At 72.2% G+C, this 13,684-nt stretch carries 14 protein-coding genes; 7 read left to right on the forward strand and 7 right to left on the reverse strand.

All coding sequences use genetic code 11. From position 1 onward, the window contains the following. Positions 1-15: 15 nt before the first annotated feature. The 4 genes from E1212_RS08665 to E1212_RS08680 all read right to left on the reverse strand — a co-directional run bounded on the left by E1212_RS08665 (position 16) and on the right by E1212_RS08680 (position 4,490). Positions 16-1,212 (reverse strand): ROK family transcriptional regulator, encoded by a 1,197-nt coding sequence (locus tag E1212_RS08665; protein ID WP_131981352.1) that lies wholly within the window; start codon positions 1,210-1,212, stop codon positions 16-18. Further along, positions 1,209-2,036, reverse strand: coding sequence for a carbohydrate ABC transporter permease (locus E1212_RS08670; RefSeq protein ID WP_420814363.1), 828 nt, complete (start codon positions 2,034-2,036; stop codon positions 1,209-1,211). The genes E1212_RS08665 and E1212_RS08670 overlap by 4 nt, the downstream gene beginning before the upstream one ends. Before the next feature lie 104 nt (positions 2,037-2,140). Then, on the reverse strand, positions 2,141-3,082 hold the full coding sequence (locus E1212_RS08675; RefSeq protein WP_131981354.1) for a carbohydrate ABC transporter permease: 942 nt from the start codon (positions 3,080-3,082) through the stop codon (positions 2,141-2,143). Positions 3,083-3,086: 4 nt separating this feature from the next. After that, positions 3,087-4,490: an ABC transporter substrate-binding protein gene (locus E1212_RS08680; protein ID WP_131981356.1), complete on the reverse strand. Its 1,404-nt coding sequence runs from the start codon at positions 4,488-4,490 to the stop codon at positions 3,087-3,089. 149 nt (positions 4,491-4,639) lie between these two features. Between E1212_RS08680 and E1212_RS08685 the strand changes: the two genes are divergently transcribed. Beyond that, complete coding sequence (locus E1212_RS08685) at positions 4,640-5,695, forward strand: zinc-dependent alcohol dehydrogenase (protein ID WP_131981358.1); 1,056 nt, start codon at positions 4,640-4,642, stop codon at positions 5,693-5,695. Here E1212_RS08685 and E1212_RS08690 read toward each other — a convergent pair. Next, positions 5,688-6,581, reverse strand: a complete 894-nt coding sequence (locus tag E1212_RS08690) for an AraC family transcriptional regulator (protein WP_131981360.1) — start codon at positions 6,579-6,581, stop codon at positions 5,688-5,690. The two genes, E1212_RS08685 and E1212_RS08690, sit on opposite strands and share 8 nt — an antisense overlap. Before the next feature lie 127 nt (positions 6,582-6,708). On the opposite strand from E1212_RS08690, the gene E1212_RS08695 reads away from it, so the two are divergent. Then, positions 6,709-7,467, forward strand: coding sequence for an SDR family NAD(P)-dependent oxidoreductase (locus E1212_RS08695; RefSeq protein ID WP_131981362.1), 759 nt, complete (start codon positions 6,709-6,711; stop codon positions 7,465-7,467). On the opposite strand, the gene E1212_RS08700 is transcribed toward E1212_RS08695, so the two are convergent. Together E1212_RS08700 and E1212_RS29355 are read right to left on the reverse strand one after the other, a co-directional pair. After that, positions 7,455-8,576, reverse strand: a complete 1,122-nt coding sequence (locus E1212_RS08700) for a hypothetical protein (protein ID WP_131981364.1) — start codon at positions 8,574-8,576, stop codon at positions 7,455-7,457. The two genes, E1212_RS08695 and E1212_RS08700, sit on opposite strands and share 13 nt — an antisense overlap. Further along, positions 8,573-8,716, reverse strand: a complete 144-nt coding sequence (locus E1212_RS29355; protein WP_162605393.1) for a hypothetical protein — start codon at positions 8,714-8,716, stop codon at positions 8,573-8,575. Before E1212_RS29355 ends, E1212_RS08700 begins: the two co-directional genes overlap by 4 nt. Positions 8,717-8,838: 122 nt before the next feature. On the opposite strand from E1212_RS29355, the gene E1212_RS08705 reads away from it, so the two are divergent. From E1212_RS08705 to E1212_RS08725, 5 genes are all read left to right on the forward strand, one after another. Beyond that, on the forward strand, positions 8,839-9,600 hold the full coding sequence (locus tag E1212_RS08705) for an SDR family NAD(P)-dependent oxidoreductase (RefSeq protein WP_131981366.1): 762 nt from the start codon (positions 8,839-8,841) through the stop codon (positions 9,598-9,600). A gap of 109 nt (positions 9,601-9,709) precedes the next feature. Then, positions 9,710-10,984, forward strand: coding sequence for an ABC transporter substrate-binding protein (locus tag E1212_RS08710; RefSeq protein WP_131981368.1), 1,275 nt, complete (start codon positions 9,710-9,712; stop codon positions 10,982-10,984). Beyond that, positions 10,981-11,922: a carbohydrate ABC transporter permease gene (locus E1212_RS08715; RefSeq protein ID WP_131981370.1), complete on the forward strand. Its 942-nt coding sequence runs from the start codon at positions 10,981-10,983 to the stop codon at positions 11,920-11,922. Before E1212_RS08710 ends, E1212_RS08715 begins: the two co-directional genes overlap by 4 nt. Continuing rightward, a complete protein-coding gene (locus E1212_RS08720; protein ID WP_131981372.1) occupies positions 11,919-12,761 on the forward strand; it encodes a carbohydrate ABC transporter permease in 843 nt (280 codons plus the stop codon). Before E1212_RS08715 ends, E1212_RS08720 begins: the two co-directional genes overlap by 4 nt. A gap of 13 nt (positions 12,762-12,774) precedes the next feature. Next, the gene (locus E1212_RS08725) at positions 12,775-13,683 is read left to right on the forward strand and encodes a dihydrodipicolinate synthase family protein (protein ID WP_131981374.1); all 909 of its coding nucleotides are present in this window, start codon (positions 12,775-12,777) and stop codon (positions 13,681-13,683) included. Position 13,684: the final 1 nt, after the last annotated feature.

Here is a 13,684-nt window from a genome sequence, read left to right on the forward strand (position 1 = left end):
GCGGGTGGGGAGGGCTCAGGAGCCAAGGTGGGCGTCCACCGCCTCGGCGGAGAACACGTGGTCGACCACCATGATGCGGGCGCCCTCGATGGCGGCGCGGTCCTGCAGGGCCGACGCGGTGATGGTGAGGTCGCGGGTGGCCAGCGGCACCGTCCGTTCGTACAGCGACTCGCGCACCCCGATGAGGAAGTGCTCGTGCGTCAGCGCCATCGAGCCGCCGATGACCAGCACCCCGGGGTTGAGCAGCGCCACCGCCGTCGCCAGCACCTCGCCGAGCAGCTGCCCGGCCGTGCGGACCAGCGCGATCGCGTCGGCGTTGCCGGCCTGCACCAGCCGGGCCACGTCGGCCGCCGTCTCGACGGCGATGCCGCGGTCGGCCAGCTGCCGGACCAGTGCGCCGCCACTGGCGTGGGCGGCCAGGCAGCCGTTGGCGCCGCACGCGCACAGGGCCCCGGCGACGGGGTGGGCGATGCGGATGTGCCCGATGTCGCCGGCGCCACCGGCGATGCCGCGCTCCGGCCGGCCGTCGATGATCAGGCCCGCGCCGATGCCCGTCCCGACCTTGACGTAGAGCAGGCTCGGCACGTCCGGGTGGTAGCGCCTGGCCTCGCCCAGCCCCATGAGGTTGGCGTCGTTGTCGACCAGGGTCGGCACCCCGAAACGGTCCTCGAACACCGTCGTCACCGGGTAGTCGTCCCAGCCGGGCATGATCGGCGGCTGCTGCAGCCGCCGGGTCGCGACGTTCACCGGCCCGGGGACGCCGATGCCGATGCCGCACAGCCGTTCCCGGGCGGCGCCGTCGCCGGCCGACGCGAGGAGCGCCGAGAACCCGTCCAGCACCGCCGACAGCACCGGGTCCGGTCCGTCCTGGATCCGGATCCGGCCGGTGCTCTCGGCCAGGATCGCCCCGGCGGCGTCCTGCAGCGCGAGCCGGGCGTGCGTGGCGCCGAGGTCGGCCGTCAGCACGTACTTGTCGGAGTCGACGAACGACAGCGCCTTCGCCGGCCGGCCCGCCACCCCGGAGTGCATCGCCGCGGCCTCGCTCAGGTACCCGGCGGCCGTCAGCATGGCCAGCCGCTGCGTCAGCGTCGACCGCGACAGGCCGGTCTGCTCCTGCAGCTCGCGCCGCGTGCTGACCTCGCCGGAGCGGACCAGCTCGAGGATCTGCCCCGCCGTCGCCGTCAGGACGGTGCGCGCGCCGGCCGCCGTCATCCCTTCTCCGCGCCGCTGGTCAGCCCCTCGACGAGCATCCGCTCGGCCAGGAAGAACAGCGCGATGATCGGCACGGTCAGCACCACCGAGCCGGCCATGAGCACCGTCGTCGGCACCTCGATGGAACCCGACAGCCGCGACAGCGCGAGGCTGACGGTCCAGTTGTCGCGCCGCTCGACCAGGAACAGCAGCGCGAACAGGAACTCGTTCCACGCGATCATGAACACGTAGAGACCGGTCGCGATGAGCGACGGCATCGACAGCGGCAGGCTGATGCGCCGGATGACGCCGAAGCGCGTGCACCCGTCGATCAGCGCCGCCTCCTCGAGCGACACCGGGATGGTCGCGAAGTAGTTGCGCAGCATGTAGATCGCCACCGGCACAGTCTGCGCCACGTACACGACCGCCAGCGCCAGGAGGTTGCCCCGGAGGCTGAGCTGCGAGAACAGCACGAACAGCGGGATCGCCAGCAGGATCGGCGGGAACAGGTAGACCATCAGGAACAGGTAGCCCGAAGCTCCGCGGCCGCGGAAGTCCAGCCGGCTGACGGCGTACGCGCCCAGGACCGACGCGATCAGCGTCACGATGACGGTGACGGTGGCGATCAGCGCGCTGTTGCCCATGTAGCCGAGGAAGCCCTGGCCACCGTCGTCGACCGGTGTGAGCACCTCGCGGTAGGTGTCGGTGGTGATCTCCGACGGCGACACCCACAGCCGGCCCGGCTCGAGCAGCACCTCGGCGATCGGGCGCACCGAGAGCACCAGCATGTAGACGAACGGCACGATGGTGACGAACGCCAGCACGACGATCGTGAGGACCCGCAGCGTCCCCCACGCCCGCTCCTCCCGGCTGCGCGGGTACGACCGGCCGCGGCCCGACGGCGGACGCGGCGACTCTGCGGGTGGTGCGGCGGCGACGGTGTCCACGCTCACGACGTCTCCCCTCGGGCCGCGGCCGTCCGCATGTAGATCGCGATGAAGACGGTCAGCACGCCGGCCAGCACCAGCGACTGGGCGGCCGCCGCCCCGATGTCCGTGCGGGCGGTCAGGAACTCGTACACCCGGATCGACACCACCTCGGTGCCGGCCCCGCCGCCGGTCAGCAGATAGATGTCGTCGAACTTGTTGAACGTGAAGATGAACCGCAGGATCGTCAGCAGCGCGATGACGGGCATCAGCTGCGGCAGCGTGATGTAGCGGAACCGCTGCCAGATCGACGTCCCGTCGACCACGGCGGCCTCGTCCAGCTCGCCGGGCAGCGCCTGCAGCCGGGCGATGATGAACAGGAACGCGAACGGGAAGTACCGCCAGGCCTCGAACGCGATGACCGTCAGCAGCGCCAGCGGCACCGTCACGTCCACCCCGAACAGCCCCACCGCGTAGTCGCGCTGCGACAGGAACGGCACCGGCTCGTCCCAGCCCAGGAACCGGGTGCCCCAGTCGTTGACGATGCCGAACTGCGGGTTCAGCGCGACGGTCCACACGAAGGTCGCGGCGACGACGGGCGCGACGTACGGCAGCAGCATCGCCGCCCGCAGCACGCCGCGCCCGCGGAACGGCTTGCGCAGCGCCAGCGCGGCGATCAGCCCGATGACGATCGAGCCGAGCGTCGCGCCGACGGTGTACACGACGGTGGTCCACAGCGACGACCAGAACCCGGACGAGCCGAACACCGTCGCGAAGTTGTCGACGTCGTACTCACCGAAGAACCCGGCGTCGCGCAGGTTGATCAGGCGAACGTCCTGGAAGGCCAGCGAGATGGTCCAGACGACCGGCAGCACCACGACGACGACCACGATGAGCAGCGTCGGCGAGATGAGCCGGTACGCGAGCCGGGCCTCCTGGCGGGTCAGCGTGTCGGTGCGGGGCACCGCGTCACTCCAGGCTCTGCTGGATCTCGGACACGGCGGCTTGCGCCTGCTGGGCGGCCTCCTCGCCCGTGCCGCTGCCGCTGACCAGCTCGTTCAGCGCGGCCGCGACGGGCAGTTCACCGAGCGTGGCGCCGACCAGCTGGCCCTCGCCCTGCTCGAACCCCCAGCGCTGGATCGTCTCGGCGCTGGAGCGCACCGTCTCGAGCGTCTCGGCGTCGTAGAAGTCCGAGAGCGGCGCCAGGGTGTCGACGCCGGCGTCGAGGCCCTCCCACGCCGTGACGTACTCCTCGGGGTCCTCCGCGCTGCCCTGGCGGGTCGGGATCTTGCCCTCGGGGGCGACGGCGAGCCAGTCGACGTAACCGTCGGACAGCATGTACCGGACGAACTCCGAGGACGGCTCGGTCGCCGAGTCGGCGGTCAGCACCCACGACGTGATCTCGCCGTACGACGCCGCCTCGTCGCCGCTGGGGCCCTCGACCGCCGTGACGACGCCGCTGTTCTGCGCCAGGAACGTGGGGTCGGCCCGGCACTCGGGGCAGGTGGGCAGCGCGTCGTTGCGCAACCCGGCCAGCTCGTCGAGGATGAACGACGACCACACGACCATGGCCGCCTGCCCTGCGAAGTAGGTGGCCCGCGTGGTGTCGACGTCCTGGTTGCCGGCCACGGAGTAGTTGCGCACGAGGTCGGCGTAGAAGTCGAAGGTCTCGGCGCACTCCGGCGAGTCCAGCGTGACGGTGCCCTCGTCGTCGACCAGCTCGCAGCCGTTGCCCAGGGCGAAGTACTCGAAGCTCTGCTGGGTGAACGCGTCGCCCGGGATGGTCGGCGCGGCGATGCCGGCCACCGCCTCGCTGTCCAGCGCCTCGGCGGCGGCGGTGATGGCGTCGAACGTCGTCGGCGGCTCCAGCCCAGCCGCCTCGAACAGGTCCTTGCGGTAGACCATGAGCTGCGGCCAGCCGTCGCTGGGCACCGACAGCTGGGCGTCGCCGTCGCGGGTAAGCTCGAGCGCGGCCTGAGCGAAGGTGTCCTCGCCGAGCTCGTCGACGATGGTGGCAGGCGTCTCGGTGTCGAGCAGCTCGTTGACCGCCATGGACTGCACGCCGGCCAGTCCCACGGCGCCGATGACGTCGGGCAGGTCGCCGGCGGCCGCCGACGACGTGATGAGCTGGTCGAAGTCGTTCTCGGCCACCGACACCAGCTCGACCTCGACGCCCGAGGACTGGCTGAAGGCGTCGGCGATGGCCTCGATGGCAGTGACGCGGTCGGCGATGTCCTCGACGACCCACACGGTGATGCTGTCGGCATCCTGCGACCCGCCGCTGTCGTCGTCGTCGCCACCGCCGCACGCGGCGAGCACGACGGACCCGGCCAGGACGGCGGCGGCCCGGCGGCCGATGCTGGTTGCTCTCATGCGAACCTCTCATCGTCGAGAGTGCCAAACTCTTGGGTGACAGCCTCTTGGGTTAGGGTCATGAAACACCCAATAATGTCCGATGACAAGACATAATCCGTCGATTGATGGACGAAATCTGGGCGTCGACGAAGTGAGAGGTGTCGCTGATGGCGCTGGTCGTGCAGTTCACCGGACCCCGTCGGGTCGACGTGGCCGAGGAGGCCCCGTCGCCGCTGGGCGCCGGCCAGGTCCGCGTCGCCACCTGGTACTCCGGCATCTCCGCCGGCACCGAGCTGACCGCCTACCGCGGCTCGAACCCGTACCTGACGAAGACGTGGGACGCGGCGTCGCGGCTGTTCACCGACGGCGCGCCGGCGTTCTCCTACCCGGTGTCCGGCTGGGGCTACCAAGAGGTCGGGCAGGTGGTCGAGGCGGCGCCGGACGTCACGGCGCCACGCGTCGGCGACGTGGTCTACGGCATCTGGGGGCACCGCGCCGAGACGGTGGTGCCCGCGGCCATCGCGGCGCGGCGGCTGCTCCCGGCCGGCGTCGACCCGGTGCACGGAGTCTTCGCCCGGGTCGGTGCCATCGCGCTGAACGCCGTCCTGGCTGCCGACGTGCACCTCGGCGAGCACGTCGTCGTCTTCGGGCAGGGCGTCATCGGGCTGCTGGCCACCCGGCTGGCCGAGCTCAACGGCGCCTCCGTGGTGGCCGTCGACGGGCTGGCCGACCGGGTCGCACTCGCGTCGCGGTTCGGCGCGGCGCACACCGTCAGGGCCGACGTGCCGGGCGGCGCGGCGGTGACGGTGCGCTCGGTGACCGGCGGCGCGGGTGCGGACACCGCCATCGAGCTGAGCGGCAACTACCGCGCACTGCACGAGGCGATCCGGTCGGTGCGGCCGGCGGGGCGGGTGGTGGCGGCGGGCTTCTACCAGGGCGAGGCGGGTGGGCTGCTGCTGGGCGAGGAGTTCCACCACAACCGGGTCGAGATCGTGGCCAGCCAGATCGGCGGCACGCCGAGGGCGCTCGGCGACCGGTGGAACCACGACCGGCTGCTGCAGGTCTTCATGGACCTGGTCGCGACCGGCCGGGTCGACGTCGCTCCGCTGGTGTCGCACGTGGTCCCGGTGACGGAGGTGGCGAGCGCGTTCGAGCTGATCGACCGGCGTCCGGCCGAGGCGCTGCAGGTGGTGCTGGGCTTCCCAGCCGCCCAGGTCAGCTGACGGCGGCCGCCGTCAGCAGGGCGGCGTCGCGGCTGGGCGGGACGCCGAACTGGCGTCGGTACTCGCGGCTGAACTGCGACGGGCTGTCATAACCGACGCGGTGGCCGACGCCGGTGACGTCGCCCGGGTGGGTGGCGAGCAGCAGCCGCGCCTCCTGGAGCCGGATCTGCTTCTGGAACTGGATCGGGCTCATCGCGGTGACGGCCTGGAAGTTGCGGTGGAAGGCCGAGACGCTCATGCCCGACACCCGGGCCACGTCCTCGACCCGGAACGACTCGCGGTAGTGGTCGCGGATCCACCGCACCGCCCGCGCGACGTGGCTGAGGCTGCTGTCGGCGAGACCGAGCTGACGGACCAGAGCGCCCTGCTCGCCGGTGACGAGCCGCCAGAGCAGCTCGCGCTGGACCAGCGGCGCGAGCACGGCGCGGTCGCGCGGGTGGTCGAGCAGACGCAGCAGCCGGACGACGGCGTCGAGCAGCTCGGCGGGCGCGTCGCTGACGGCGATGGCCGACGGTGTGGCCGGCCCGCCGCGCGGGAGGTCGCCCGGGCCGGCCTGCAGCAGCACCTCGGCGACGGCGGCCGGATGCAGGATCAGCCCGAACCCCAGGGCCGGCCGCTCCGGTGTGGCCCCGACGAAGTGCCCGGTGACCGGCAGGTCGATCGAGGCGACGAGGTACTGGCCGGCGCGGTAGTCGTAGACCCGCTCGCCCAGCGCCAGCCGCTTCTCGCCTTGGGTGACGAGCGCCAGCACCGTGCCGGTCATCGAGGCCGACGGCGCCTCGGAGCGGTCGGCCTTCGAGACCAGAACGCCGTCGATCGCCGTGGTGCCGTCGGGCCGGGCGTGACGCTCGATCAGCGCCCGGAGCTCCTCGAGCCGGTCGTCCATGTGCCGATTCTCGCCGCCACGAGAGGATCGTGCAAGTGATCGAGAGGATCGATCTACCCCGCATGCCGGTTGAGCTGGTCTGATGAACAGGTCAGCCACCATCGCGAATCGAACAGGCAGGTCATTCATGCGAGTCGCCATCGTCACCGGCGCCAGCTCGGGCATCGGGCAGAGCGCGGCCGTCCAGCTCGCCGCGCGCGGCGCCGGCGTCGTCCTCACCTACCACCGCAACGAGGCGGGCGCGCTCGACACCGTCGCGCGCATCGAGAAGGACGGCGGCACGGCTGTCGCGCTGCCCCTGGACGTCGCCGACGCCACCGCGTTCCCGGCGTTCCGCGACGCCGTCGCCGCCGCCCTGCGCGAGCGGTGGGACCGCGACACTGTCGACGCCCTGGTCAACAACGCCGGCTTCGCCGAGGCCGTGCCCTTCCCGGACATGACGCCGGACCGGTTCGACCGCCTCGTCCACGGCCTGTTCAAGGGACCGTACTTCCTCACCCAGACCCTGCTGCCGCTGCTGGCCGACGGCGCCGCCGTCGTCAACGTCACCAGCAACTCAGCACTGTCCACCCAGGTCGAGCCGGGCTACTCCGTCTACGCCGCGGCCAAGGGCGCCCTCGCCGTCGCCACGCGCTACCTCGCCAAGGAGCTGAGCCCGCGCGGCATCCGGGTCAACGCCGTCGCGCCCGGACCCACCCGCACGCGCCTCGCCGACGACGCCTTCGAGCGGTTCCCGGAGGTCATCGCGCCGATCGCCGCGCGGACCGCACTCGGCCGCGTCGGCGAGCCCGACGACATCGGCATGGTCGTCGCGATGCTGGCCGGCGACGAGGGCCGCTGGATCACCGCCCAGCACCTCGAGGTCGCCGGCGGCTACGGGCTCTGAGTCGCCTCGGCCGGCTGGTAGTCGATGGTCTGCTGCTCGGGCACGCTGACCCGGGCGACGGCGTCGACGACGGTGAACGTCGCCGCCCGGCAGGTGGCGGTGGGCAGTGTCGACACGACGTACGGGTCGGCCTCGGTGCCCGCGCCCGAGGCCACGACGACGGCGATCCGCGCACTCGCGGGGTCGGCCTGGCACGCCTCGAGGTCCAGCTGGCGCCAGAGCTCCTGGCCGGCGGCGCCGTCGGACCGGACCAGCTCGCCGATGGCCGGCGGCGAGGCCGACCCGCCGCCGTCGCCGTCGTCCGGGTCGGGCGCGGCCAGCAGCAGCTGATAGCCGATGCCGCCGCCGGCGGCGAGGATGCCGGCGACGAGCATGACGGTGCCGCCGCGGTTCAGGCCGCGGTCCGGCGCCCAGTAGCCGGCGCGGTCGAGCAGGCTCTCGCGCACCGTGCTGTAGACGCCGAGCGCTTTCTGCACCGACTCGCGGCGGACTGTGGCGCGGTCGAGCTCGCGCTCCGCGGCGGCGACGGCCGCCGGGTCGGGCGGGGTGGCCTTCTCCGCGGCCGCAAGCGCCCGCTCGCCCACGGCCACGTCGCCCGCCGACCGGGTCGCCTGCACCCGCAGCGCCCGGAGCTTCGCGAGATATCCCTCGAGGGTGTCGGCGTCGGACGGCAGGTAGAACCTGGGGTTCGCGTCGATCTCGGCGACGTACTTCTCCGGCAGGTTGCCGAGCTCGAACGCCGTCGGGCGCAGCAGCTGCACCGCCTGATAGATCAGCAGACCCACCCCGACCACTCCGGCCGCGCCCACCAGCCAGGCGAACACGAGCTGCCAGGTGTCGTCGGCCCAGCTGAGCGTCGGCGTGGTGACGAAGCCCTTCGCGAACATGGCCGCGCCCACCGCGGCGAACGCGGCCACCATCCACTTGACCGTCGCCCGGAGGTCGGCGGCGGCGGCGTCCCAGCCCGGCGCCGCGGGCTCGGCCGGACCGCCGGCCGCGCCGGACGCGGTGGCCGCGGGCTCGGGCGCCTTCGGCTTCAGCTCGGCGGTGAGCTGCCAGGCGCCCCCGTCGCCGGCTGGTACGCCGCCCGGGGTCTCGCCCGCGGTCATGCTCCGGCGCCGGGGACGTCGTCCTCGGCCGGGCGCAGCAGCGGACCCTCGGGCGTGGCGATGGCCCAGGTGCCCGGCGGGTCCTGAAAGGTCCAGGTCAGGCCGTCCTCGATCTTGACGTCACCGTGCTTCGGACTCATGACTTCCCCCCAGAAGTGTGATCGCGTCGTCCGAGTATGGCCGGGAAGCGGCCGGTGCGCACCAGTCGAACGGACCCGATACCGGGTGGCGCCGGCCCGGGGCCGTGGTGTGTGCTCGGGTCATGACCCGACCTGAGAACCCTGTCGCCATCGTGACCGGTGGCGCACGTGGCATCGGTGCCGCCGTCGCCGCCCGGCTGTCCCGCGAGGGGCACACCGTCGCCGTCCTCGATCTCGACGAACAGGCCGCGACCCTCACCACCGCCGCCATCGAGCGGACCGGCGGCCGCGCGCTCGCCGTCGGTTGCGACGTCGCCGACGAGGCCTCGGTCACCGCCGCGACGGACCGCGTCGTCGCGGAGCTCGGCCCGCCGGCCGTGCTGGTCAACAACGCCGGCGTCGGCCCGGTGGCGGGCATCACCGAGATGACCGTCGAGCAGTGGGACCACATGCTCGGCATCAACCTGCGCGGCCACTTCCTGGTGACGCGCGCCGTCGTCGGGCACCTCGTCGACGCCGGCTGGGGGCGCATCGTCAACATCTCCAGCATCTCCGCGCTCGGCGACGACGGCCGGTCGCACTACTCCAGTGCCAAGGCCGGGCTGCTCGGCTTCACCAAGTCGCTGGCGCTCGAGCTCGCACCGCACGGCATCACCGTCAACGCGATCGGGCCCGGGTTCATCGCCACCGACATGACGGCGGCCAGTGCGCGGCGAGTGGGCCGGAGCGTCGAGGAGCACCAGCGCGCCGCCGCGGGGTCCATCCCGGTGGGCCGGGTCGGCCGGCCCGAGGACATCGCACACACCGCGTCGTACCTCATCAGTCCGGACGCCGGGTTCGTCACCGGCCAGGTGATCTACGTGGCGGGCGGGCCGGTCGGCTGACCCCGCCGGACCCGTGAAGCGCCTGGTGCAGATAGGCCCATTGACGGGATATGGGATATCTGACTAGTCTCCTCGCCTGAGGCGCGATTCGTGGACACAGGGAGGTGTCATGGGTACGACAGGCGGGCGATCGGTGGCCGCGTGGACGGCACGCGCGGCGGGGGTCCTCGCCGCTGCCGCGCTGCTCACCGCGTGCGGCAGCGGCTCCGACGACGAGACCAGCGGCGACGGCGACGGCGGCTCGACGACGCTGTCGCTGTGGCACTACTACGGGACGCCCGACACCCCGACCGGGGCTGCGTTGCAGGGCCTGCTCGACCGGTACGAGGAGGAGCACGACGGCGTCACCATCGAGGCGCGGCACATCCCGTTCGGCGACTTCACGCGAACGCTGCTGCAGTCCGCGGCCGGCGGCGACCTCCCCGACATCGCCCTGATCAACGGCTTCACCACGCAGGCGCTGGCCGACGCCGGCGTCATCCAGGACCTCAGCGACCGCGTCGAGGAGTGGGGCGAGTCCGACGCCTACTTCGAGACCGGCTGGGAGACCACGCAGGTCGACGGCGCCACCTACGCGATCCCGCACGTGGCCGACGCGTACGCCGTCTACTACAACGAGACCATGCTGGCCGAGGCCGGCCTCGAGCCCCCGGCCACGTGGGCGGAGATGCAAGAGCACGCCACCGCGCTGTCCGACGGCGAGCGCTACGGCCTCGCCTTCAGCGGCATCGAGGGCGACGAGGGCGCGACGGCGCTGGTCATCAGGCTGCTCGCGGCCGGCGGCGACCCGGCCGAGATCGACTCCGAGGCCGGCGTCACGGCGCTGACCCAGTTCGCGGACATGATCGCCGGCGGCGCGGTCTCCACCGGCGTGCTCACCTGGAACGAGGAGGACGTCAAGAACCAGTTCGCCAACGGCCAGGCCGCCATGATGATCAACTCCGCGACCTACCTGAGCGTCCTGACGGAGGAGAACCCCGAGCTGCAGTGGAACGTCGCGCTGCTGCCCACCGACGCGCAGGCGTCGACGTTCCTCAGCCAGGAGAACCTCGCCATCAGCACGTCGACGGAGAATGCCGACGCCGCGTGGGACGTCATCGCCTGGATGCAGCGGCCCGAGGTGCTCGCGGAGTACCTGCCGGAGCGCAACAAGCTGGCCGCGCGCGACGACGTCGACACCGGCGACGACCCGGTCCGGGCGATCTTCGCCGAGCAGCTGCAGCAGGCCTGGGCGCCCGAGGGCGACCTCGCCGCGGCGTCCTCGGAGGTGCTGACCCGCATCCAGGGCGCGCTGCAGGCCGCGGCGGGCGGCGGGGCGAGTGTCGAGGACGCGCTGGCCGAGGCCCAGGGCCAGATCGACGAGGCGCTGGCGAACGTCGAGTGACCACGACCGTCACCGAGCCGGGAACGGCGAACGGGACCACTCCGGTCCGGGCCCCGCAGCGGGCCCGGCACTGGGGCGAGCACCTGTTCGTCGTTCCCGCGGTCGTCTTCGTCCTGGCGACCGTGCTGTACCCGCTGGTCTTCAACGTCGATCTGAGCTTCCGCGACGTCGGCGTCGCGCAGATCGTCACCGGCGGGGCCGAGTGGGTCGGCTGGGAGAACTACGCCGACCAGCTGGGGCGCGACGAGTTCTGGCACGCGCTGGTGATCTCGCTGCTCTACACCGGCCTGGCGGTCGTGGTCGCGTTCGCGCTGGGCATGGCGCTGGCGGTCTACTTCAACCAGCGCTTCCCCGGCCGCAACGTCATGCGCTCGCTGCTGCTGCTGGCCTGGATCCTGCCGACGGTGGTCAGCGCGAACGTGTGGCGGTGGATGCTCGACGGCAGCTACGGGCTGGTCAACGCGCTGCTCGAGGCCGTGGGGCTGGTCGACGGCGACCTGTTCTGGCTGGCCCGTCCGGTGCCGGCGCTGTTCGCCGTGGTCATCGCGACGGCGTGGTCGTTCACCCCGTTCATCATGATCCTGCTGCTGGCCGGGCTGCAGGGCATCCCGGACACGCTCTACGAGGCCGCGAAGATCGACGGCGCCGGCGCCTGGCGGCGGTTCACCAGCGTGACGATGCCGCTGCTGAAGCCGGTCAACCTGACGGCGCTGCTGCTCTGCTTCATCTCCACGTTCAAGACCTTCGACACGGTGTTCCTGATGACCCGCGGCGGTCCGGGCGAGGCCACGATGATCCTGCCGATCTACGCCTACAACGAGGCGTTCGAGTTCTTCCGGTTCGACACCGGCGCCGTCGCGACCACCCTGATGCTGGTGGTGCCGCTCGGCCTGTCGGTCTTCTACTTCCGCTCGCTGCGCCGTGAGGAGGCGGCATGAGCGCGGCGACGGCGTCGGTTCGGCGGCGCCGCCGGCTCACCGCCGGCGGCGTGCTCATCACGGCCCTCTACCTGCTGCCGGTGTACTGGATGCTGGCGACGTCGCTGAAGGAGTCCTCGGACATCTTCGCCACGCCGCCGCAGCTGTTCCCGTCGCCGATCAGCCTGACGTCCTACACCGAGACGGTCGTCAACCACGCCGGCATCGGCCGCGGCCTGCTCAACAGCACGGTCATCGCCGCGGGGACGACGGTGGTGACGCTGGCGGTCGCGGTGCCGGCGGCGTACGCGCTCGCCCGGCTGCGAGTGCGGTTCGTGGCGCTGCTGATCCTGCTGTTCCTGGTCGTGCAGATGGTCCCGGCGGTCAACCTGGCGCTGCCGATGTTCGTGATCTTCAGCCGGGCCGACCTGGTCAACTCCTATGCGGGGCTGATCCTGGCGAACTGCTCATTGGCGATCCCGCTGGCCATCACGATCCTGCGGCCGTACTTCCTGTCGGTGCCCGGTGAGGTGATCGAGGCGGCCAAGATCGACGGCTGCACGACGTGGACGGCGTTCCTGCGGGTCGCGCTGCCGGTCTCGGTGCCGGGGCTGATCACCGTCGCCGTCATCAGCTTCCTCGGCGCGTGGGGCGAGTTCGTGTTCGGGCTGGCGCTGGCGTCGGACGAGGGCATGCAGCCGATCACCGTCGTGCTGGCCGGGCTGACGAACTCGTTCGGGACCCGCTGGAACGACCTGATGGCGGTCTCCGTCGTGGTCGCGCTGCCGATCATCGTCGTCTTCGTCTTCCTGCAGCGCTACATCGTCGGCGGCCTCACCGCCGGTGCCACCAAGAGTTGATGAGGAGCAGTGCATGAGCACAGACACCGCTGAGGCGTTCGAGCTCTGGGCGGCCACGCCGACCCCGTTCCGGCCCGACGAGAGCCTGGCGCCGGAGGTGGTCCCGGCCCAGGCCGCGCACCTGGCCGCGCTGGGCATCGACGGCGCGTTCGTGGGCGGCACCACGGGCGAGTCGATGGCACTGACGGTCGACGAGCGGGCCGAGCTGATCAGCGCCTGGGCCGAGCACCGCGGCGACGGGCTGCTGCTCGGCGCGCACGTGGGCGACCTCAGCCTGGTCGACGCCCGGCGGCTGGCCCGGCACGCCGCCGACGCCGGCGTCGACCTCATCGCGGCCGTCGCGCCGTTCTACGGCGAGCCGCCGTCGGTCACGGCGATCGTCGACTACCTGGCCGAGATCGCGGCGGCTGCGCCCGACGTCCCGCTGTGCTACTACCACATCCCCTCGATGACGGGGCTGCGCGCGGCGCCGTCGGCCGTGGTCGAGCAGGCGGCGGCGCGGGTGCCGAGCCTGCGCGCCGTCAAGTTCACCGACGGCGACCTGCTCGAGTTCATCCGCACGCGCGAGGCCGCCGACGGCGTCCGGGTCTACTTCGGCAAGGACGAGCTGCTGCCGGCCGGCGTGGCCTGCGGCGCGACCGGCGCCATCGGCAGCCTGTACAACGTGCTCGCCCCGGTGGCGCGCGAGGTCCGGTCGCGGATCCTGGCCGGCGAGGTCGAGTCGGCGCTGGCCCTGCACCGCCCGTTCCGCGACATCGCCGCCGTCGCCGACCGGTTCGGCTCGATCCCCGTCGTCAAGGAGCTGATCAACCGGTTCGGCCCCGACGCGGGCTCGGCGCGGGCGCCGTGGGGCCGGCTGAACGCCGACGCCGTCGCCGCCGTCGACGGGCTGGTGCAGGACTTGAAGGCGGTCGTGTCCTGAC

Origin of the sequence: Jiangella ureilytica (assembly GCF_004348545.1) — a bacterium.
Taxonomy (GTDB): Bacteria; Actinomycetota; Actinomycetes; order Jiangellales; family Jiangellaceae; genus Jiangella; species Jiangella ureilytica.